The sequence below is a fragment of the Vibrio sp. SCSIO 43097 genome (assembly GCF_023650755.1).
GTDB classification, from domain to species: domain Bacteria; phylum Pseudomonadota; class Gammaproteobacteria; order Enterobacterales; family Vibrionaceae; genus Vibrio; species Vibrio alginolyticus.
Genome location: NZ_CP071840.1, coordinates 2,597,573 through 2,617,768, shown reverse-complemented (window position 1 = coordinate 2,617,768; position 20,196 = coordinate 2,597,573). Strand labels below are relative to the sequence as shown.

At 44.9% G+C, this 20,196-nt stretch carries 20 protein-coding genes and 1 tRNA gene; 13 read left to right on the top strand and 8 right to left on the bottom strand.

What is annotated here, in order from left to right; translation table 11 throughout:
- Positions 1 to 299 precede the first annotated feature (299 nt).
- Positions 300 to 992, top strand: a complete 693-nt coding sequence (locus J4N40_RS12650) for an oligogalacturonate-specific porin KdgM family protein (RefSeq protein ID WP_005382004.1) — start codon at positions 300 to 302, stop codon at positions 990 to 992.
- 65 nt (positions 993 to 1,057) lie between these two features.
- On the opposite strand, the gene J4N40_RS12645 is transcribed toward J4N40_RS12650, so the two are convergent.
- Both J4N40_RS12645 and J4N40_RS12640 read right to left on the bottom strand, forming a co-directional pair.
- Complete coding sequence (locus J4N40_RS12645) at positions 1,058 to 1,507, bottom strand: DUF411 domain-containing protein (RefSeq protein ID WP_047102912.1); 450 nt, start codon at positions 1,505 to 1,507, stop codon at positions 1,058 to 1,060.
- Positions 1,508 to 1,528: 21 nt separating this feature from the next.
- A complete protein-coding gene (locus tag J4N40_RS12640) occupies positions 1,529 to 4,225 on the bottom strand; it encodes a heavy metal translocating P-type ATPase (protein WP_250654271.1) in 2,697 nt (898 codons plus the stop codon).
- A 478-nt stretch (positions 4,226 to 4,703) separates the two neighbouring features.
- Between J4N40_RS12640 and chiP the strand changes: the two genes are divergently transcribed.
- The 4 genes from chiP to J4N40_RS12620 all read left to right on the top strand — a co-directional run bounded on the left by chiP (position 4,704) and on the right by J4N40_RS12620 (position 9,755).
- Positions 4,704 to 5,825 (top strand): chitoporin, encoded by a 1,122-nt coding sequence (gene chiP / locus J4N40_RS12635; RefSeq protein WP_033906930.1) that lies wholly within the window; start codon positions 4,704 to 4,706, stop codon positions 5,823 to 5,825.
- 123 nt (positions 5,826 to 5,948) lie between these two features.
- A complete protein-coding gene (locus J4N40_RS12630; protein WP_005382008.1) occupies positions 5,949 to 6,545 on the top strand; it encodes a YccT family protein in 597 nt (198 codons plus the stop codon).
- A gap of 177 nt (positions 6,546 to 6,722) precedes the next feature.
- Positions 6,723 to 8,150 (top strand): glutamate--tRNA ligase, encoded by a 1,428-nt coding sequence (gene gltX, locus J4N40_RS12625; RefSeq protein WP_005384075.1) that lies wholly within the window; start codon positions 6,723 to 6,725, stop codon positions 8,148 to 8,150.
- A 642-nt stretch (positions 8,151 to 8,792) separates the two neighbouring features.
- Positions 8,793 to 9,755, top strand: coding sequence for an OmpA family protein (locus tag J4N40_RS12620; protein ID WP_006743033.1), 963 nt, complete (start codon positions 8,793 to 8,795; stop codon positions 9,753 to 9,755).
- Positions 9,756 to 9,869: 114 nt separating this feature from the next.
- Here J4N40_RS12620 and J4N40_RS12615 read toward each other — a convergent pair whose 3' ends face one another.
- The 3 genes from J4N40_RS12615 to J4N40_RS12605 all read right to left on the bottom strand — a co-directional run bounded on the left by J4N40_RS12615 (position 9,870) and on the right by J4N40_RS12605 (position 12,041).
- On the bottom strand, positions 9,870 to 10,376 hold the full coding sequence (locus tag J4N40_RS12615) for a hypothetical protein (RefSeq protein WP_005382011.1): 507 nt from the start codon (positions 10,374 to 10,376) through the stop codon (positions 9,870 to 9,872).
- Positions 10,377 to 10,655: 279 nt separating this feature from the next.
- Positions 10,656 to 10,732, bottom strand: a tRNA-Arg gene (locus J4N40_RS12610).
- 175 nt (positions 10,733 to 10,907) lie between these two features.
- Complete coding sequence (locus tag J4N40_RS12605) at positions 10,908 to 12,041, bottom strand: flagellar assembly protein FlgT (RefSeq protein WP_005382012.1); 1,134 nt, start codon at positions 12,039 to 12,041, stop codon at positions 10,908 to 10,910.
- A gap of 169 nt (positions 12,042 to 12,210) precedes the next feature.
- Between J4N40_RS12605 and J4N40_RS12600 the strand changes: the two genes are divergently transcribed.
- Entirely contained in the window at positions 12,211 to 12,849 is a 639-nt protein-coding gene (locus J4N40_RS12600) for a FlgO family outer membrane protein (protein WP_005382013.1), read from the top strand.
- Between the two features lie 9 nt (positions 12,850 to 12,858).
- Entirely contained in the window at positions 12,859 to 13,290 is a 432-nt protein-coding gene (gene flgP / locus J4N40_RS12595; protein WP_005382014.1) for a flagellar assembly lipoprotein FlgP, read from the top strand.
- A gap of 102 nt (positions 13,291 to 13,392) precedes the next feature.
- On the opposite strand, the gene J4N40_RS12590 is transcribed toward flgP, so the two are convergent.
- The 3 genes from J4N40_RS12590 to flgA form a co-directional block, all read right to left on the bottom strand.
- The gene (locus J4N40_RS12590) at positions 13,393 to 13,818 is read right to left on the bottom strand and encodes a flagella synthesis protein FlgN (protein WP_005382015.1); all 426 of its coding nucleotides are present in this window, start codon (positions 13,816 to 13,818) and stop codon (positions 13,393 to 13,395) included.
- Positions 13,819 to 13,845: 27 nt separating this feature from the next.
- On the bottom strand, positions 13,846 to 14,160 hold the full coding sequence (flgM, locus tag J4N40_RS12585) for a flagellar biosynthesis anti-sigma factor FlgM (protein ID WP_005382018.1): 315 nt from the start codon (positions 14,158 to 14,160) through the stop codon (positions 13,846 to 13,848).
- A gap of 116 nt (positions 14,161 to 14,276) precedes the next feature.
- Positions 14,277 to 15,023 (bottom strand): flagellar basal body P-ring formation chaperone FlgA, encoded by a 747-nt coding sequence (gene flgA / locus J4N40_RS12580; RefSeq protein ID WP_005382020.1) that lies wholly within the window; start codon positions 15,021 to 15,023, stop codon positions 14,277 to 14,279.
- A 76-nt stretch (positions 15,024 to 15,099) separates the two neighbouring features.
- On the opposite strand from flgA, the gene J4N40_RS12575 reads away from it, so the two are divergent.
- The 6 genes from J4N40_RS12575 (at position 15,100) to flgE (ending at position 20,055) form a co-directional block, all read left to right on the top strand.
- Positions 15,100 to 16,026, top strand: a complete 927-nt coding sequence (locus J4N40_RS12575; RefSeq protein WP_005382022.1) for a chemotaxis protein CheV — start codon at positions 15,100 to 15,102, stop codon at positions 16,024 to 16,026.
- A gap of 11 nt (positions 16,027 to 16,037) precedes the next feature.
- Positions 16,038 to 16,865: a CheR family methyltransferase gene (locus J4N40_RS12570; RefSeq protein WP_005382024.1), complete on the top strand. Its 828-nt coding sequence runs from the start codon at positions 16,038 to 16,040 to the stop codon at positions 16,863 to 16,865.
- 303 nt (positions 16,866 to 17,168) lie between these two features.
- On the top strand, positions 17,169 to 17,564 hold the full coding sequence (gene flgB / locus J4N40_RS12565) for a flagellar basal body rod protein FlgB (RefSeq protein WP_213901882.1): 396 nt from the start codon (positions 17,169 to 17,171) through the stop codon (positions 17,562 to 17,564).
- Positions 17,565 to 17,569: 5 nt separating this feature from the next.
- Positions 17,570 to 17,983, top strand: a complete 414-nt coding sequence (flgC, locus tag J4N40_RS12560; protein ID WP_005393132.1) for a flagellar basal body rod protein FlgC — start codon at positions 17,570 to 17,572, stop codon at positions 17,981 to 17,983.
- Between the two features lie 17 nt (positions 17,984 to 18,000).
- Positions 18,001 to 18,711 carry a flagellar hook assembly protein FlgD gene (gene flgD, locus J4N40_RS12555; RefSeq protein WP_005382029.1) on the top strand — a complete coding sequence of 237 codons (711 nt, stop codon included), beginning with the start codon at positions 18,001 to 18,003 and terminating at the stop codon, positions 18,709 to 18,711.
- A gap of 30 nt (positions 18,712 to 18,741) precedes the next feature.
- A complete protein-coding gene (gene flgE / locus J4N40_RS12550) occupies positions 18,742 to 20,055 on the top strand; it encodes a flagellar hook protein FlgE (protein WP_250654270.1) in 1,314 nt (437 codons plus the stop codon).
- Positions 20,056 to 20,196: the final 141 nt, after the last annotated feature.

Below are 20,196 nucleotides of genomic sequence, written 5' to 3'. Positions count from 1 at the left end.
ATTGTGAACTGGATCGACTTAATCTGCTAAATATCAATAAATTATCTGTTTACGATCACACTTCTATTTTTTGAATAATTTTATAAAAATACGATAAGTGCCTGTATTTTCCATGTTTTTATCAGGGTTGTTGAGCGTCGGTTTGAACAAGATCACTTTTTAAAATGTTTTATTTTCCATCGCGAATTAATTGAAACAATATTGCGAACGCCAAGGAGGCACATTCCAAAGTTTGCGATAAAAGGGAAGAGATGCCCTCTAAAACTATCGCATAACGTGAATAAATAAAGGCAGTAATTATGAAAAACATTTTTGCACTGAGTGCTCTTTCTCTCGCTTTCGCTTCTAGCGCTTTTGCTGGTTCTTCTTACGTAACAGGTAATGTTCAATTCCACGATGATGGTCGAATTCATGGTTCGGACGTTACGTCTACACTGGAAGCTGGTCATACTTTTGATAACCAATTCGGCGGCTTTACGGTTTACACCGAATTTGATGGTATTCAGTTGGGTAAACTGGAAACAGAAAACGGTGGCGCAGGTAACACAACACCAGCAATCACTGTGGGTGGTGAGCAGTCATTTAATATTACCGATCATTTATGGGTTGCCGCTGGTTACCAACACCTGTTCTCTGCTGGCGAGAATGTACAGTACCGTCCATTGGTTAAGATCGGTTACAACTTCGATAACGGCATCTCCTTAAGTAACCGTACTCGTGCGCACATTGATGCGACAGACGCAGATGCGGATACAGATTACCGCATGGACAACCGCATCGGTTACGTGATGAATGAGGATGTGACGCTAAGCTACAACAACGTCTACATGATTGAAGCGGAAACCATGGACCACGAGCTTCGTGCAACGTGGACTCGTAAAGGTGTTCAACCTTACTTTGAGTTCCGTAGTCAAGCACACGGTGCAGAAAACGCGAGTGGTGACAGCCTAGTGAATAATGCTTTTGTATTTGGTGCCTCTTACGGCTTCTAATTTTATATTTGTCTTAACTGTCCATTAAGAAAAAGCCCAGCGGTTTGTCTCGCTGGGCTTTGTTTTTATTGGTCGTTGCCTTCGTGGTGGCTATATTCGAACACTTGGCCTTTTTCGTTAAAGGCGTAAACGGTGTAGCTGTCTTTTTTGTCGCCATATTCCATACCAGGGGAGCCCATTGGCATGCCCGGTACTGATAGGCCTTTTGCGTTACGTGGTGGATTTTTCAAAAACGCTTTAATGTCTTCGGCTGGAATGTGACCTTCGAACAGATAGCCGTTGATCTCTGCCGTGTGGCAAGAGTAAAGCTGTTCGTTCTTGATGCCTAGCTCGCGTTTGATGGCGTTCATGTCATCGTGCAATTTTTCTTCGACCGTAAAGCCGTTCTCTTCCATGTGTTTTGTCCATTCTCCACAACAGCCACAGTATGGCGATTTGTGGTTAATGACATCGGCTGCCAATACGTTGGCGGACACGGTCGCAAGCATTGCAAAGGTCAATAGTTTCAACTTCATAATACCCTCAAAAAGAAGTGGTTATTTTACTGAAAACAGTCGTAGTCGATTTGCATTACTAACGACAGTAATTGAAGACAGTGCCATTGCCGCTCCTGCGACAACAGGACTGAGCAAAAATCCAAACGCTGGGTAAAGCACACCAGCGGCAACTGGAATACCCAACGAGTTGTAAACAAAGGCACCAAATAGGTTTTGCTTCATGTTCTTAAGTGTAGCGCGAGAGAGTTCAATCGCATGTACTACCGCCATTGGTGACGTGTTCAGGATGGTCATTTGCGAACTTTCAATGGCGACATCACTGCCGCTACCCATGGCAATACCTAGGTTGGATAACGCGAGAGCAGGGGCGTCGTTAATGCCATCCCCCACCATTGCCACGACATGTCCTTGAGATTGAAGTTGCTCAATGTGCTGAGCTTTATCATCTGGCATTACTTGGGCAATCACTTCATCAATACCAAGTTCTTGGCCGATAGCATTGGCAACGTGTTGGTTATCGCCCGTCAGCATTACCGTTTTGATGCCTTGCGATTTTAATGCAGAGAGCGCTTGTTTCGCATCTGATTTGATCGGGTCGGCAATGGCGATCAGACCGATCAGTTCGCCGTTCAATGCCACAGCTACCGGAGTCCACGCATTTTTTGCGCATTCATCGATGGCAGATTTTAGTGCGCTAGTCTCGACGTTCTCTGCTTGCATAAATTGAAGCGAACCAATGAGTAGCGGTTTATCTTGATACGTCGCCCAAATGCCGCGCCCGCGAACGTTCTCAAACTTGTCTAATGAGACATCCTTTGCGTCGTGTCGTTTGGCGTAATCACATACCGCTTTTGCCAGTGGGTGCTCAGACTGACGCTCTGCCGCATACGCTAAAGCCAATAGATCTTCTTGGCTGGTGGCGTGAGTAAACACTTGCTGAACGCTAGGTTTACCTTGGGTAAGCGTGCCAGTTTTGTCGAACACAACCGTGTCGACTTTGCTTGCCAATTGCAGGGCGTCGGCGTCTTTGATCAGAATGCCGAGCTCTGCGGCTTTACCTACTCCCACCGTGACAGAAAGCGGGGTTGCTAAGCCTAGAGCGCAAGGGCAGGCGATGATCAGGACGGTTGTGGTGACCACCAGCATATAACTCGCTTTTGGCTCTGGGCCAACGGCAAACCAAACGAGCGCGGCCAGTATTGCTATGCCAACAACGACAGGGACAAACACCGATGAAATCTGGTCTGCCAGTTTCGCGATGGCTGGCTTACTGCTTTGCGCTGTGCGCACCATGCGGATGATACGAGCCAGCATGGTATTTGCGCCAATGCCCGTTGCCTCAATGACTAATCCACCATCGGTATTTAATGTCCCAGCAGACACTTGAGCCTCTTGCGCTTTTAACACTGGTACTGGTTCACCAGTGAGCATCGACTCATCAATGTATGATTCACCTTGAATCACAACACCATCAACAGGCACTTTCTCGCCTGGTTTGATACGCAGTTTCATGCCTAGCGTGATTTGCTCAACCGCGATTTGTTGATCGCCTTGTTCCGCAATTACCGTAGCTTGCTGAGGTTGCAGGTTAATCAGAGCTTGCAATGAGCGTGTTGTGTTTGCTTTGGCTTTTGCCTCTATATAGTGACCAAGAGAAATTAAGCCGATGATCATTGCACTCGCTTCAAAGTACACGTGGCGTGAAGCAAGAGGGAACCAGTCTGGGAAAATCACCACAAGCATCGAATAGAACCACGCTGCGCCAGTACCGAGCGCGACTAACGTGTCCATGGTGGCGCGCTTGTGAGTAGCTGCTAACCAAGCGTTACTGAAGAAGTGTTTCCCCGCTGTGGCAAGAAGGAGTAAACATACGATACCGATCGCGCCCCAAGCTAATTGGTCGTTGGTGTTGCGAATCATCATATTGCCGCCAGCAACGCCCCAAATCATTAAAGGGGCACCGACGACAAGGCCAGCAATAGCATCCAGTTTAAAGCGTTTTTGTTGCTGACGTTGTTGCTGCGCTTGCTTTTCTTGCTGGGTTGCGGCGTCTTGTAGGATCTCTGCTTGGTAACCGGCTTGTTTTACCGATTCAACAATTGCGTTAAGGAGGTCATCAGAGTCTTGGCTTGCGAATACTAGTGCGCTTTGTTCTGCGAGGTTGACCTGTGCTTTCTCAACGCCTTCTACGTTAGTAAGTGCTTTCTCTACTGAAGAGACGCAACTCGCACACGTCATGCCTTGAATCAGCATTTGCAATTGAATACTCGCTGGTGGCACCTGCGTATCTTTAATATTGCTTTGCTTTTCTACCTGTTCGGTCTCTGGTGAGCTTTCGTTCTCTACTTCGACAGAATCAAGGTTGGCGGTATAGCCGAGTGTTGCTATTAAGTCGATCACTTGTTGCTCGGAGAGGAGGGTACGAATCTCTAAGTGCGTTGTTGAAGCCTCAAAAGAAATAACGTCTTGATTAGATTCTAATAAAGATGAAAGTTTTTTGACGCAGCCGCCACAGCTTAAGCCTGAAAGGTTTAGTTCGTAGTGATTTCCTGCTTGGTAACCAAGAGATTCAATCGACGAGACGAGCTCTTTAAGAGAAGACTCGGTTTTGACCTCTACTTGCGTCGGGGACAAATTGAGGATCTCCACATCGTGATTTGCATGTAAAGCCTTCTCAACTTTTCTCGCACAGCCCATGCAGTTGAGCCCTGATAAAGGTATAACTAACTGATACATAATCTGCACCTCAATAGTAGTGATGCTATGAGCTTAAACCTTCCTGCAAGGGTAAGGTCAATACCCATTTGCTACTCACAACAATTTCGTCAAAATCTCTCGAATCCCACAAGTGCACGGTCATTTTACTTGCGAGTGATCTCAAGGTTTTTTCTCTTTGAATATAAAGTTCCGTTAAAACACCTAAAAGATGAATGAAGTCGCTCACGTTTTTTAGATACTCTCAATGTCAGTTCAGTGTCAAAACGTACTTTTAACGTTTTTTATTTTTTATATTTGATGTTAACCAATTGTTTTTTATTGATTTATTTTATTTTTGATTTTCTCATTTTGAAGTCGCTCAGATTGCTGTAGCGAAAGTTTTTTAGTGCGAAAAAAGTTTGTCATATTTGCCCCGTCCAAACACTGTTTCAAGTTCCTGCCATGTCCTAGTTAGTGAATTTGAAAATGGAAAAAACTAAAAATATAGGGGTTTATAATGTCTTACCTAAAGAAAAGCCTACTTGCCACGGCAATTACCGGCATGATGTTCAGTGGTGCTGCATTTGCTGATGGTGCAAACAGTGACGCAGCAAAAGAGTTTCTAACCAAAGATTCATTTTCTTATGAAGTTTACGGAATCATCGCGATGCAGGCCGCGTACCGCGATTACGATTCTGGTAGCAAAGCAACGGACGATGATTTGGGTGGCATGCAGCTAAACAACGAATCTCGTATTGGTTTCCGTGGTAAAAAACAATTTGCTAACTTCGACCCTACTTTTATTTGGCAAATCGAAGGCGGTTATGTAGACCCTAGCTTTGGTGGCGAGGGCGCAGGTCTTGGTGAACGTGACACATTCGTCGGTTTTGAAAGTGCATCTTGGGGTCAAATTCGTCTGGGTCGCGTTTTGACACCTATGTACGAATTGGTTGACTGGCCAGCATCTAACCCTGGTCTCGGCGATGTATACGACTGGGGTGGTGCTATTGGTGGCGCCAAGTACCAAGACCGTCAATCAAACACTATCCGCTGGGACTCTCCAATGTTTGCTGACAAATTCTCCCTAGATATCGCAGCTGGTGCAGGTGATAAAGCAGGTCTAGGTGAAGGGGATGACTACTGGGGTGGTATCGCAGCACACTACAAAATTGGTCCTATCCAGTTAGATGCGGCATATGAAGGTAACCGTAATATCAAGATGGAAAGCCAAACGTGGGAAAACAACACGTACTTGATAGGGGCACAAGGCTGGTTTGATAACGGGATCTCTTTCTTTGCGCAATACAAATACATGGAAGCGGACGCAAGCAATGGTGTGAGTGAAAAGCAAGATGCAATGTCTGCCGCTATCATGTACACCACGGGTGATTGGCAATACAAACTGGCTTACGCCGCTAACTTTGATCTCGAGCGTGATGGTAAGAAAATTAACGATACAGCGGACGATGTGTTATCAGCACAAGTTATGTATTTCGTAGACCCATCGGCAGTGCTGTACGTACGTGCTCGTACTCTAGACTTTGGCGACGGTGCGTCTCAATTAGATAAACCAACAGAAGCACGTTGGAAGTCTGCTGACTACGACGAGTTCTCTGTAGGTGTTGAATACTACTTCTAATTAAAGAAGCAGCTAAAAGGGCGGAAACGCCCTTTTTATCTTGATACTTATTCAAATAAGCCTTTGAAATGACTGGCCTGTAAGTTTTAGAGGCTTATCTAAATTGGTATAAAGTGAGAAACCATGATGAAAAAAACAACGACACTTCTCGGACTTTGCGCAATGCTTTCGGCGCCAGCTTTTGCAGCTCAACTCACTCTGCAATCTGAATTAGTTCCTCGCGTTCTCAACGGCGAGTTCGTCTACCCTGAGTGGATATCCAAGAATAACAGCATCGAGTTAAAAGATGGGGAAAACCAATTGGCGGTAACGGTTGGACAAATTGTATTTGAAGATGGAAAGCGCCGTAAATTCGATTCGCAGCCGCTGGTATTAGAGTTTGATGCAGAAAAAGACACCGAGCTTTCTCTGACTTATCAAACATTCCGTACTATTGAAGAGGCGAGAGCCTTCGAACTCGATCCTAAAGTGGTATTGAAAGACAAAAACGGAAAAGAAGTGGCATTCTCTATGGTTCAACTTCGTAAAGGTGGTTTGCAAGGTTTTCGTGATTACGAACGAGAAGTTGCCGACTATAACAACGCAATGAATAAAGAATCGACCAAGGCAAGCATTGCGTCTTCTCCAGCGGAAACCAAAACAATCAAAGCATCGTTTAATGAATTGAGCCGTGAAGAGCAGCAAGAATTTATGCAATGGGCAATGCGTAACCTGAAGTAATTTCGTCTCGTGCTTTAACAGTAAATAGCAGGGCTGTGCCTTTTTGGTTCTGCCCTGTTTTTATTTCTGTTGTCAAACCGATTGTAGAATTGACTTACGGTGGTAAAATGTCGCCACTTTTATCCTTGACATTACAACGAGAGATCTCTCGTTGCTCATTACCCCTAAGGAACTCAAATGACGGTTAAAACTCGTTTTGCTCCTAGCCCAACTGGCTATCTACACGTTGGTGGTGCGCGTACTGCACTTTACTCTTGGCTATACGCTAAAAACCAAGGTGGTGAATTCGTTCTACGTATCGAAGATACAGACCTTGAGCGTAACTCTCAGGAAGCGGTTGATGCAATTCTTGAAGGTATGGAATGGCTAGGCTTGGAGTGGGATGAAGGTCCTTACTACCAAACTCAACGTTTTGACCGTTACAACGAAATGGTTGATAAGCTTCTTGCTGAAGACAAAGCTTACAAATGTTACGCGTCTAAAGAGCTGCTAGATGAAATCCGTGCAGAGCAAGAAGCAAATAAAGAAATGCCTCGCTACGATGCTAACCATCCAAAAATCAAAGCAGCAAACGAAGCGGCAAAAGATGGCGATCCATGTGTTATCCGTTTCCGTAACCCGAAAGAAGGCAGCGTAGTATTTGATGATCAAATCCGTGGTCGCATTGAAATCCGCAACGATCAAATGGATGACCTAATCATTCGTCGTACTGACGGTTCACCTACTTACAACTTCTGTGTAGTAGTGGATGACTGGGACATGGGTATCACGCACGTTGTTCGTGGCGAAGACCACATCAACAACACGCCTCGTCAAATCAACATCTACGAAGCACTAGGTGCGCCAGTACCTACATTTGCACACTGTGCAATGATCCTGGGTGATGACGGCGCGAAACTGTCTAAACGTCACGGCGCTGTATCAGTCATGCAATACCGCGATATGGGCTACCTGCCTGCGGCACTAAACAACTACCTAGTGCGCCTTGGTTGGTCTCATGGTGACCAAGAAATCTTTTCTCAAGAAGAGATGATCAATCTATTTAGCCTAAACGCAGTATCTAAGTCAGCGTCTGCTTTTAACACTGACAAACTGCAATGGTTGAACAACCACTACATCAAGAACTCAGATCCTGCGTACGTTGCTGAGCATCTACAATGGCATCTAGACCAACAAAAACTAGACGTAACGAATGGTCCTGCTATTACTGACGTGATCAAGCTGGTGGGTGAGCGTTGCAACACACTAGTTGAGCTAGCTGAGCAAATCCGTTACTTCTATGAAGATTTCTCTGAGTTTGAAGCGGGCGCAGCGAAGAAACACCTGCGTGGCGTGGCTAAAGAGCCTCTAGAACTTGCATTAGCGAAAGTGGAAGCACTAACTGAATGGACGACAGCGAACATCAAAGATGGCGTTATCGCAGCAGTATGTGAAGAGTTGGAAATCGGCATGGGCAAAATCGGTATGCCATTACGTGTTGCTGTAACAGGCGGCGGTCAGTCTCCTTCTGTCGATGCAGTAATGGAGCTGGTTGGAAAAGAGCGTTGTATTGCTCGCATTAAGATGGCGCTTGAGTTCATTGCTGAGCGTGAAGCAAACGCATAATTGCTTTGAACTGAACGTTCTTTTTGAATAAATAGTCACAAAGCCGCGGTGAGCAACCGCGGCTTTTTTGTATCTTCAATTTAGATAACGAGAAACTTTCTCTCATATTGGTGAATGAAGAGATGGTTTCACCTGTAATATTACCTCAATATGGATAAGATTTTTTAATCCAAACATCGTTGGCGTGAATAAAAAACGAGCGATTATATATCAAATATCTGATTGATTTTTATCCATGTTCCTTAAAGTTCCATTTTGTTTGTCTCATTTTTAAGAAAAACCTTTGCTTTAGCTATGTTGTTCCAAAAATTAAAGCAAACGTTTGCGTGGTGATTGCGTGGGGATTTTTTTGCTTAAGATCACATGTTGTCGAGATTTATGATGACAATAAATTGACAGAATTGGGATTTTTCTCGCGATTTCTTAGCGTTATAGTTCATCCCGTCAGCGATACCGAGATGGCGATATGTATCACTGAACAGGAAATGTACGTAAGTTGCTTCCATAAAAAAAATGCATGTGCATAAAAAGAAGCTGACTAAGTATCTCACTCAAGGAATGAATAAAAAGAATTGAAATACAACGTCAGTCAGACGGCGCATTTCGGCATCTAACAAAAGAACTTCTTTAGAGGAATCAATAATGAAAAAATTAGCAGCGGTAATTTCAGCGTCTCTACTTATGGCTTCAGCAGCACAAGCAGAAGTATACGTTGGTGGTAAGATGGGTAAGTCATGGATGGAAGACGCGTGTGTAGCGGGCCAGGCTTGTGACAAAGACGATTCTACTCTTGGCGCTTTTGTTGGTTACGAAATGAATAAATACTTCGCAGTAGAAGCGGGTTTCGACAACATCGGTGATTTTAACCAAACTTCTTTCGGTGGCCACGTAGAAGCAATCACTCTTGCTCCTAAATTTAGCCTACCAATCACTGAAGACATCGCACTTTACGGTAAAGTGGGTGGCGCTTACGTAATGTTTGATGGCAAAGATGATTACTCTTACCTAGGCGCGGCTGGTCTTGAATTCAACCTAAGCCAAAACGTAACAGCTCGTGCGGAATACCAAACACTGACTGACATCAGCAACGATGTAACTCGTGCGACAGGTAACACTGCAACACTAGGTGTTTCTTTCAAATTCGGCGGCAACGATGAGCCAGTAATCGTAGAAGAGCCAGTTGTTGTTGAAGAAGTGGTTGTAGAAGAAGTGGTAGAAGAGCCAGTTGTAGTTACGAAAACATTCGAAACTCAAACAATTGGCACAGGTAGCTTCGATCTAAACAGCACAACTCTAAAACCAGAGAGCGCTGCAAAACTTGATAACCTAGTTGCTTTCCTAAACGAGCACCCACAAGCGAACGTTGAAGTTGTAGGTTACACAGATACGTCTGGTCCAGCAGCTTACAACCTAAAGGTTTCTGAAAAACGTGCTGAGTCTGTTGCTAACGCGCTCGTTGAAAAAGGTATTGATTCATCACGTATCCAAGCTCGTGGCGAAGGTGAAAACAACCCAATCGCTTCAAACGACACTCGTGAAGGTCGTCAACAAAACCGTCGCGTAGAAATCGTTGTTCCAGAATTTGAATACCAAGTTCAGCAATAAGCTCCTATTCGACCGTAGTATAGAAGACTGAAGCTGAAAGCCCCAAAGAGTTCGCTCTTTGGGGCTTTTTATTTCTCTTTAAAAACTGACTGAAATGTTCAAAGTGGCTAGGTATTATTTAAGATCAATGCTGTTTAAACGCCCCATAAATGTCAGGATCTCCAAGTTATCTTTATGTGCTTCTAACAACGCTTTTTTGGTTTGCATGTAGGCGGCAAGTTTGCCGTACTTACTAATAGAGCGAACCACCGTTTTATATTTATACTCACCATCATCATTGAACTCTCGCCACTTGGCGATGTAACACGTATCTCGGTTGTCAGGGTTTTCAAGAGTAGGGTTAGGCTTGTGAACGATTTTAGGCTCAACGCTATGTGGAAGCCTGGTCATTAAGTAAGGGTCTTTCAAAAGACGTCGCCAGAATTTGCCCCACATTTGCCGGCCTAACTCGTTTCTCAGCTTAATGGCTTTTTGTAAGCCTTTCTTTTCTCCAATACGAACAAATCCTACCGAGCGGTGTAGTACCGTATCCTCGGGGGTATGGATATGTATCTTAAAGGCTGTCTTGCCTTTAGAAATAAAGCGGTGTCCAGTGTTAGTTATTAAATTGCTCTTAGACATAGTGCTAACTAATAATTTTATTAATAGCTAAAAGGGTAAGCAAAACTCATAGATAATTAAAGTAATAAAATACAAAACTGTAAATAGGGCTTGTTGAAATGATTTCAAGGGGAAGAAGTCAGATCAGTAGAAGGGTTTATCCCGTAACCGAAACACCCGATCCGATCATATTGATTACTGGGAAGATTATCTAACACGGTGTACTAGGGGGAGCAGTGCGAGGCTTGAAATTGAAGATACAAAAAAGCCTTAGCTCAAGTGGGAGCTAAGGCTATGATATGGCGCCCCCAGTAGGATTCGAACCTACGACCTGTCCCTTAGGAGGGGACTGCGCTATCCAGCTGTGCCATGGGGGCGTAATACCAATAGTTGCAGTTCATTGCACTGTTTTACTGAGTTCAAATCTAGCAATCTACCAGATCTGTATCAGCATCACGTTGAACGATTCGCTACGGTCATTGGTATAATCAAATAAGATGCGCTGCCTATGATATTCAAAAGTGAGCATATCTCAAGACTTAATGTTTGCTTTTATAGGATCTTGTTCATTACGTCGCCAATTTGAACGCTAGATGCTAAATTTGGCTGATCAATCGTCAGTTCCGCTTCGTGTTCGTATATGCGTGATACCGTTAATGTAATTTCGCTTTGCGAGACTTTGTTTCTTGGCAATCCATTTTGGTCGATAAACGACGCGGTGTGCCAAAGCTGCAATTTGTCTCCCTCTTTTACGCCGTGCATACGGCCGAGATCCATCGTTACGGTATTACCGAAGACTGCCACAACCTCTGGCAATGTAATTTTGCAAGACAGCTCCGACTCCAGATCCAACATAATATTGCGACTAACGCGAAGCATCATCTCGCCATAGGTCGATGCCCAAAAACGTGCACTACGAGTGTCCACTTGACTCGTCTTAGCAAATGGCCAACGCGCGACCTCACGGTAGGCTTTGTTGAAGATTTCATGGCCAGTTTTACCATCAAATACTTTCATTTCTAACGCAAACTGACGATTGATGATGTCATCTTGCAATAGTTGAGATTCGACCGTTGCAGTGAGATCGGTTATGACCCCTCCAATGATGTATTGTGCGCCATTGTCTTGTGCGATCATTTGAGTGCGAGCAGGATAGTTGCTGCTTATTGAGTAGTCCGTTGTACCAACAGACACAAAGCTGCGTGAGGTTTGATCAAGTTGACGGTTCACTACGTGGCTAAAATCGTCACCAACTTGATAAATTTGTCCCATCACTGCTTGTTGTGGTGATGCGACCTCAATATTGCCGACCAGCATTGTCTTTTTGTATTGATCGGTGTGGCAACCCGTTGCCGATGGATAAATATCAACGCGGATTTTTACCTCGACTTTACCGCGACGTTTGCGTTCAGACTCGACCAAAATGTAACGGACTTCATGATTGGTAAACTGGTATTCGTTGCGGCTTTCTTCTAATAGCGGCATCAAGTTGCTAATACTGCCAATATCTGCGCCCGAAAAATTGACGGCTTTGAACAGCGCGTCTTCCAACGCATGGAGCCTTGCCGTCTCTTCTGAAGAAACGATGGTGGCAACGCCTGTGACTTCATACCAAGATGCCATTACCTTAAAAGGCACAAGCATCACTAAAGTGATTGAAAACAGACTGTTTAATATTTTTTTCATTGGTTACAACCGTTCGGGTATAAATATTGCTTTAACAAATTCAGTGAAGTTTGGTGGGTTTTTCTTCGTTAGGCAAACAAAGAAAAGCAAAGACTGTTCCAATATTCACTTTCTTGGAAAGGAATTAATAAAGAACGGTATCACCTAAGATTATCTGGAGAATCAAACCATGAAAAAGTGGCTTGTCGCCGCATCGATGATGACGCTTCTGACATCGTGCGCGTACTCACCGATTTACAATGGTAAAGAACCGTACTCGGGAAGCCAGTTCATGCTGATGGATAGTCCGCGTCATACGATGGACTTTTTCATTGAGAGCATGACAGAAGACCTGATGGTTTCTAATGTGGCAGTATCAGCGCGGACACCGATTGCGATTACCTCGTTTGTTGATCTACAAAATATGGATGCAACAAACTGGTTAGGTAACTCGGTCTCTGAAGGTTTTATCCATCAGTTTCAGCGCCGAGGGTTTAAAGTGGTTGATTTCAAAACTACGGGCTCTATTCAAGTGACGCAGCAGGGCGATTTTGCTTTAAGTCGTGATTGGCAAGATTTAGCTCAAGAGCAGCAAATTCAGTATGTACTGACCGGAACAATGCTGCGCCAAGAGGGCGGAGTGCTTGTCAATGCACGCGTGGTTGGCATGCAAAGCCGTGTAGTTGTAGCGACAGCGCAAGGTTTCCTTCCGGCTGACCGTATTGGGCGTGACTTAGATACGTTAAATAGCATCCGCACACAAGATGGTGTGTTGATTCGTTCTGACCCTACTATTCGTCAGCCGTACACTGTGATTCTCCGTCCATAGGATAGAAGCATGAAGAAGTTATTATTTATTGTTGCCACACTGATATTGGTTGGGTGTCAGCCATTACAACAGATGCGTCAAGATGAAATCTTAGTGGCGGTGGGTTATGCCAGCGTCAGTGAGCAAACAGGCCGCACAGTTGAAGAAAAGCGTGTACGAGCAATGCGCGCATCAAAAATTGATGCTTATCGTGAGCTAGCAGAGCAAGTTTATGGCATGCGTGTTAGTGGACGTGCAGAGCTGCAAGACCAGCGTTTGGGTATTGAAAGCACCACTGGTGCCGTCGATGGTGTAATTCGTGGTGCAGAAGTTGTGCGTAGTTATCTTGTTGAAGACAGTTATGTGACTGAGCTGCGCCTGGATATCCGTAAGATGGATAAGCTACGTGATTATGGAGAAGTTCAGCAGGTGCCTGAGAAGCGTCAGCAAACCTTGTTTTAAACCATTTCACTAGACAGATAATCTTTTTGAGCGGCTGATTGGTAACAATGAGTCGCTTTTTTATATCTACGTGAGCGCGGGAATTGAGGGTAAGAGTGACGTTTAAGCTTTTATATTGGTGCCAAGCGTCGAGATGGTGTGGGTTTTTCCGCCCGCATTGTAGGTCATGCCAACTTTGCCATGAGTTCGCTGAAGCATGTTGTTGAGTTTATTGAAGCTCAGCTGTGCGCGACTAAGCGATTCGCCATTTACTTGGTTAACTTGTTGACAGTCGAGGACGATCGATTGGATCTGAGCAACAACCTGACTTAGGTGCTCATCTTCAGTAAGTTGATTGACGTGCGGGTGAGAGGCGATTCGCTGATCAGTTGTTCTGAGCTGATCAATGAGCGTCATCTTCTGTTTGGCAATGTTCTCAATCTCGGTAGAGACACGCGCCGTGATTGCTTGTGTTTCTTGGCGTAAAACAGCGGAAAGTGCCTTAGCATTTTCTAGCTGGAAATTAACGAGATCGACTAATGCTGCCATAAAATACTTACCTTCGGCCTAAGTCAGTTAGCTTTTGCCTTGCAATTCGTTTTCAAACTTAATCATGTTGTCAGCCAATTTTTCAGGATCGACTTTGTATGAACCGTTTGTGATAGCTTCTTTGATTGCTGCAACTTTGGCGCTGTCATATGCCGGAGAAGCTGCCATATCCTTCTGGAGTTTACTGACGGCTTTACTTTGCTGGCTGAGTGATACTGCGTCTTGTTGCGCTGGCGCCTTTTTTGATTCTGTCGTGCTGGTAGCATTGGAATCGTTACGTGCAGGTGCGCGACTTGTTGTCGTCATCATTTGCCCTGAACGTATATTATCTATACCTGCCATGTTTAACCTTTGCCTTGTATCGTAATACTGGTATCCAGACTATCGACCAGCGCAAAAATAACTTTAGTCATTTTTTGCATTTTTATTGATCAGTTTAAACACGCTACCAGTGGGTATTAAAAATTAACAGTGATTTCCGCAATGTCAGTCACTATGCCTTCTATTATACGTTGTGACTTATCATTTTTCACTCTTACTTGATCGCCAGCTGAACCATCCTGCAATGCTGTGCCTTGCGTTGTGATCGTCATGCCAGAATTCACCGCTTTGATAATGACCTTTTCATTTCGGCATACCACACAAACATCATTTCTCTCTACGACATCGCCTAAACGAACATTACGCTTTAGCTTTGCCCCAACCACTTGATCGTAGCTAGAAAATCCATCTTTACGAAAGCGCTGTAGCTCGATCATGGAAGTGGTAACATCCGATGCGCTGACGATTTCTCCTCTCCCTAATGTTCGTGTCGCGACGATCATTGGTACTGATACCGAGATCCTCACAGGGACATAGACTTTCCAGTCATCCGGTTGGCATTCCACTAACACATTGATGTTACTTCTCGTGCTGCTGGTGGAAGAGGCAGATGTATCTAACGGAACAGGGCAATCCGTTGCTTTTATTCTCGAGTCGATCTCTGCCGCATTAACAGATAGCTCGCCACCATCAGGCTGATCAACCGTAGCAAGAATATGTTGTTCTGCTGCTGTTTTTATTTGCTCGATCTGATTATCTGAAGCTGAATGAACAAAAAAGCTAAACATACTGAGCAAAATGCCGATAGACTTAGCGTACTTTGTAATTAGCGCTCTACATATTGTCATAGTCAATGGTGTCGAAGTGAAAGTGAAATACGCCATACTGTCTCCCTGGTATCGTGCTTGCCAGTGGTAGAGTATCATTTAAAAACAAAAAGTTTGAGATGGAGATGAGCATATGACGGGGATTCTTGACTCGGTGAATCAGCGTACGCAACTCGTCGGTCAGAACCGATTGGAATTATTGACCTTTCGACTGATGGGCCGACAGCGCTACGGCATTAACGTATTCAAAGTGAAAGAAGTACTACAGTGCCCTAAGCTGACTTCAATGCCAAATCTACACCCTCTGGTTAAAGGTATCGCTCATATCCGCGGCCATACCGTGTCCGTTATTGATTTGAGCCTGGCAATTGGTGGCCGCCCAACCACTGATTTAGATAAATGTTTTGTTGTTATTGCAGAATTTAACCGTACGATCCAAGCATTTTTGGTATCATCGGTTGAGCGTATTATCAATATGCATTGGGAAGCGATTTTGCCACCGCCAGACGGCGCAGGTAAAGCGCACTACTTGACTGCCGTGACAAACATTGACAATGAGCTGGTTGAAATCCTTGACGTTGAAAAAATCCTGGCAGAAATTGCGCCAGTTGATGAAACGATGGATTCCGCTATTGGCGAAGAAATCGCACAAGCAGAGCAAGAAAAGCCTATTGTACGCCGCATACTGATTGCTGATGACTCGACGGTCGCGCGTAAACAGGTAGAGCGTGCGATTACATCCATCGGTTTTGAGGTCGTATCTGTCAAAGACGGCAAAGAAGCGTACAATAAGTTGATTGAAATGGCTCAAGAAGGCAATATCTACGATCAAATTTCGTTGGTTATTTCCGATATTGAAATGCCAGAAATGGACGGCTATACCTTAACGGCTGAAATTCGCAGACATGCCGATTTGAAAGACCTTTATGTTATCCTCCATTCTTCATTAAGTGGTGTATTCAACCAAGCTATGGTTGAGCGTGTAGGTGCCAACACCTTCATTGCGAAATTTAACCCAGATGAGTTGGGTAACGCGGTTAAATCTGCATTAACACAATAAAAGAGACATTAATGACTGCTATTACAATCAGTGATCAAGAGTATCGTGACTTTAGCCGTTTTCTAGAATCGCAATGTGGCATCGTGTTAGGTGATAGCAAGCAATACCTCGTGCGTAGCCGACTGAGTCCTTTAGTGACGAAGTTTAAGCTCGCATCGTTATCAGATTTGCTACGTGATGTTGTTACAGGGCGTAATCGAGAATTACGAGTCGCCGCTGTGGATGCGATGACGACTAACGAAACCTTGTGGTTTCGAGATACTTATCCGTTCACGGTTTTAGCTGACAAATTATTGCCAGAAGTAGCGGCAAGTAAGCGCCCAATTAAGATCTGGTCTGCTGCCAGTTCATCGGGCCAAGAACCGTATTCTATTGCAATGACGATCCTGGAAACGCAACAGCGCAAGCCGGGCTTGTTACCAAACGTGTCCATTACAGCCACAGATATTTCGGCAAGTATGCTCGAGATGTGTCGTGCAGGGGTGTACGACAACTTGGCTTTGGGTCGCGGGCTTTCACCAGAACGTCGTCGCACCTTCTTTGAAAATGCGGACGGTGGTCGCATGAAAGTCAAAGATAACGTCAAGCGTTTGGTGAACTTTCGTCCACAAAACTTGATGGACAGTTACGCACTGATGGGTAAGTTCGACATCATTTTCTGTCGTAACGTATTGATTTACTTTTCTCCAGAAATGAAATCTAAAGTGCTTAACCAAATGGCGAGCAGTTTAAACCCTGGTGGTTACTTGCTGTTAGGGGCATCAGAGTCGCTAACTGGTCTGACTGATAAATTTGAAATGGTGCGCTGTAATCCGGGCATCATTTACAAGCTTAAATAGCGGTATCTCTTCATTGATAGAAAAGCCTGACTTCGTGTCAGGCTTTTTTGTTTGTTACCTTTCTGCGCCGAGCGCTTCATGTATCACTCAATTAGTTGAAGCGCGTTTTTGCCTTGTGCCCTCAACACGGTGTATCTTTATTAAGTGAGCAAAGTGATACGACATGACATTCCAGTTACTTTGGCTCACTTATTGCTATTTCAATTCACGGTAACCACTAGGTTGGTGTAATGCTTTAGGTTTTGGCATGCTAATTGCTTTTTGGTTATCAATCACGGTCAGTTCTTAATTGTAGAGGCAAACATGGCTATATCTTTTGACAATGCACTAGGCATCCACCAGCACACGGTGGGTGTACGTGAGCGCAATGCAGAGGTGATTTCCACCAACATCGCACAAGCAAACACGCCTGGTTACAAAGCAAGAGGTTTAGACTTTGCGAAGGAATTGCAAGCGGCAACATCTGGGGCAAGCATTGGTCTTAGTCGCACAGATGGTCGGCATATTCCTGCCACTACAACGTTGGTTGGGGACAAGTTATATCGTCTTCCTACGCAACCAGATACGGGAGATGGCAACACGGTAGACTTGGATTTAGAGCGTAACTTGTTTATGCAAAACCAAATCAGACACCAAGCATCACTCGACTTTCTAGGCGGCAAATTCAAGAACTTAACCAAAGCAATCAAAGGGGAATAATTTAGATGAGCTTATTTAACGTTTTCAATGTGACAGGTTCCGCAATGAGCGCTGAATCCGTTCGTCTGAATACTACCTCAAGCAACTTGGCGAACGCCGACAGTGTCAGCAGCTCTGCGAAAGACACTTACAAAGCGCGTCATGCGGTGTTTGGTGCAGAGTTAAGTAACGCCATGCGTGGCGGTGATACGGTGCCAGTGAAAGTGATGGGTATTGTAGAAAGTGATAAACCGCTGAGTGCGGAGTACAACCCAGACCATCCCCTTGCAAACGAAGAAGGCTACATTTACAAGCCTAACGTCAATGTAATGGAAGAAATGGCAAACATGATTTCAGCTTCTCGTGCATACCAAACTAATGTACAGGTCGCTGATTCTAGTAAACAAATGCTGCTGCGTACGCTGCAGATGGGTCAATAAGGATAAGGGGGTAGCGTATGGCCGGAATTAACAACGTTGGTCAAAGCGGCTTGTCCTATATCGACCAGCTTAAAAGTCTACAAGAGAGTAACAAGAAAGCGGAAGAGAGCACGGGTAAGCAGGACCTAAAACAGGAAGACTTCTTATCATTGCTCACGAAGCAACTGTCTCAGCAAGACCCTTTTAAGCCGGTAAGTAATGACCAGATGATTGCGCAAATGGCTTCATTTGCGACCGTTGATGGCATTGGCAAGATGAACACTCAGTTTGAGAGTTTGAATTCGTCAATGACATCAAATCAAGCGTTACAAGCTTCCTCTTTGGTAGGGCGTGACGTATTGGTCCCAGGAGCAGCAGGTGTGAAGCAGGACGACGCACCAATGGCGGCAATGGTTAAGCTTTCACAATCTATCGATAATCTGTTTGTTCGTGTAGAGGATGAAGCTGGCCAACTGGTTCGTACCTTTGAGGTAGGGGCGAAACCAGCCGGCGACACGCGTGTGCTTTGGGACGGTAAAGATGAAAGCGGAAATCCACTGCCAGCTGGCAAATACAAAGTGAAAGCGTCTGGCTTAGTTGAAGGGGAGTCGCAAGAGTTCCCAGTATCGACGTATGCCAACGTAAACAGCGTATTGCTTGGCAAAGGTGACGGAAACGTATTACTCAATCTGGCTGGTTTTGAGTCGCCAGTTCGACTTGCAGAAGTATTGGAAGTCGGCAAAGCGTAGTCATAGCTCGCTAGATTAGGAGATTTTGGAATGTCATATGTATCTTTAAGCGGTTTGTCCGCCGCCCAACTGGATTTGAACACCACCAGTAACAACATTGCTAACGCCAACACGTACGGCTTTAAAGAGTCCCGTGCTGAGTTTGCTGATGTTTACTCTAACTCTTTATTTACTAACGCAAAAACCACGCCGGGTGGTGGTGCGCAAGCAAGCCAAGTGGCGCAGCAGTTCCATGAAGGCTCAAGCATTTACACCAACAACCCAATGGATCTGCGTGTTTCGGGTACAGGTTTCTTCGCCGTGGCGAAGGAGCGTCTGACTCCACAACAGAATGAACTGACACGTAATGGTGCATTCCATTTAAATAAAGAAAACTACATGGTGACCGCGAACGATGAGTTCTTATTAGGTTACCAAGTGGATCCAAGCTCTGGTGAGGTTTCTTCATACGAGCCACAACCTATCAATATTCCTGCTGAATTTGGTAAGCCAAAGCAAACAGCAAACATTGAAGTGGGCGTGAACTTGCCAGCTAACGGCGATTTGAAAGATCCAACGCAGTTTGATTTTTCAGACCCAGATACATACAACCGTTCAACCTCTTCGACAATTTATGACTCGATGGGTCAGTCTTACAAGCTAACGACGTATTACTTGAAAGATCAGACTCAGCCCAATACATGGAACACTTACTACACCGTGACAGATAAAGAAGGTGAAAAGCCTTTAAATGTTGCGGCTGGTGATGCGCAAACGCCAACAGGTCATGTGGGGCATACCATGAAGTTCAACAACGATGGTACGTTGGCGAGCTTGAACAATGGTCAGCCAATCACTTCTGTGGCTCTGGGCGATCCGGCGACGAACACGACACCAGTCGATATGAATGGTGCCGATCCTGCGCAGACGCTTAACTTCGGCTTAGGCTCAGCAACACAGTTTGCGGCTCCGTTCGAACTGACTAAGTTTGACGAAGACGGTGCAACAACGGGCTTCCTAACCAAAGTTGACTTCGATGAAAACGGCAGCGTATTGGGAACTTACTCAAACGGTGAAAACGTTACATTGGGTCGTGTTGCTCTCGTACGTGTTCCAAACGAGCAAGGTCTGGATAAGAAAGGCGGCACTCAATGGGATTCAACGCAGTTCTCTGGTGACAAGGTCTGGGGTGAATCAAATAAAGGCTCTTTCGGCACCATCAATAACGGTATGCTGGAACAGTCAAACATTGATATGACGCAGGAGTTGGTGGACCTGATCTCTGCTCAGCGTAACTTCCAAGCAAACTCACGTTCGCTCGAAGTACACAACCAACTACAACAGAATATCTTACAGATCCGCTAGAGCACTAGCTGGGTCATTCGATACTCTGCTTGAGTAAGCAATGGCGTGTGATTGCTTCTTAGTAATTACCGCTTTGTTCACTTTCATCATGACATTCATCTGATGCTTAGCCTGAATACACCTCACTCAGGCTAAGCATGC

What these genes read in the sequence shown, in the direction of transcription:
- J4N40_RS12650 (WP_005382004.1), top strand. Translation starts at nt 300, where the DNA reads ATGAAAAACATTTTTGCACTGAGTGCTCTTTCTCTCGCTTTCGCTTCT.
- J4N40_RS12645 (WP_047102912.1), bottom strand. Translation starts at nt 1,507, where the DNA reads ATGAAGTTGAAACTATTGACCTTTGCAATGCTTGCGACCGTGTCCGCC.
- J4N40_RS12640 (WP_250654271.1), bottom strand. Translation starts at nt 4,225, where the DNA reads ATGTATCAGTTAGTTATACCTTTATCAGGGCTCAACTGCATGGGCTGT.
- chiP (WP_033906930.1), top strand. Translation starts at nt 4,704, where the DNA reads ATGTCTTACCTAAAGAAAAGCCTACTTGCCACGGCAATTACCGGCATG.
- J4N40_RS12630 (WP_005382008.1), top strand. Translation starts at nt 5,949, where the DNA reads ATGATGAAAAAAACAACGACACTTCTCGGACTTTGCGCAATGCTTTCG.
- gltX (WP_005384075.1), top strand. Translation starts at nt 6,723, where the DNA reads ATGACGGTTAAAACTCGTTTTGCTCCTAGCCCAACTGGCTATCTACAC.
- J4N40_RS12620 (WP_006743033.1), top strand. Translation starts at nt 8,793, where the DNA reads ATGAAAAAATTAGCAGCGGTAATTTCAGCGTCTCTACTTATGGCTTCA.
- J4N40_RS12615 (WP_005382011.1), bottom strand. Translation starts at nt 10,376, where the DNA reads ATGTCTAAGAGCAATTTAATAACTAACACTGGACACCGCTTTATTTCT.
- J4N40_RS12605 (WP_005382012.1), bottom strand. Translation starts at nt 12,041, where the DNA reads ATGAAAAAAATATTAAACAGTCTGTTTTCAATCACTTTAGTGATGCTT.
- J4N40_RS12600 (WP_005382013.1), top strand. Translation starts at nt 12,211, where the DNA reads ATGAAAAAGTGGCTTGTCGCCGCATCGATGATGACGCTTCTGACATCG.
- flgP (WP_005382014.1), top strand. Translation starts at nt 12,859, where the DNA reads ATGAAGAAGTTATTATTTATTGTTGCCACACTGATATTGGTTGGGTGT.
- J4N40_RS12590 (WP_005382015.1), bottom strand. Translation starts at nt 13,818, where the DNA reads ATGGCAGCATTAGTCGATCTCGTTAATTTCCAGCTAGAAAATGCTAAG.
- flgM (WP_005382018.1), bottom strand. Translation starts at nt 14,160, where the DNA reads ATGGCAGGTATAGATAATATACGTTCAGGGCAAATGATGACGACAACA.
- flgA (WP_005382020.1), bottom strand. Translation starts at nt 15,023, where the DNA reads ATGGCGTATTTCACTTTCACTTCGACACCATTGACTATGACAATATGT.
- J4N40_RS12575 (WP_005382022.1), top strand. Translation starts at nt 15,100, where the DNA reads ATGACGGGGATTCTTGACTCGGTGAATCAGCGTACGCAACTCGTCGGT.
- J4N40_RS12570 (WP_005382024.1), top strand. Translation starts at nt 16,038, where the DNA reads ATGACTGCTATTACAATCAGTGATCAAGAGTATCGTGACTTTAGCCGT.
- flgB (WP_213901882.1), top strand. Translation starts at nt 17,169, where the DNA reads ATGGCTATATCTTTTGACAATGCACTAGGCATCCACCAGCACACGGTG.
- flgC (WP_005393132.1), top strand. Translation starts at nt 17,570, where the DNA reads ATGAGCTTATTTAACGTTTTCAATGTGACAGGTTCCGCAATGAGCGCT.
- flgD (WP_005382029.1), top strand. Translation starts at nt 18,001, where the DNA reads ATGGCCGGAATTAACAACGTTGGTCAAAGCGGCTTGTCCTATATCGAC.
- flgE (WP_250654270.1), top strand. Translation starts at nt 18,742, where the DNA reads ATGTCATATGTATCTTTAAGCGGTTTGTCCGCCGCCCAACTGGATTTG.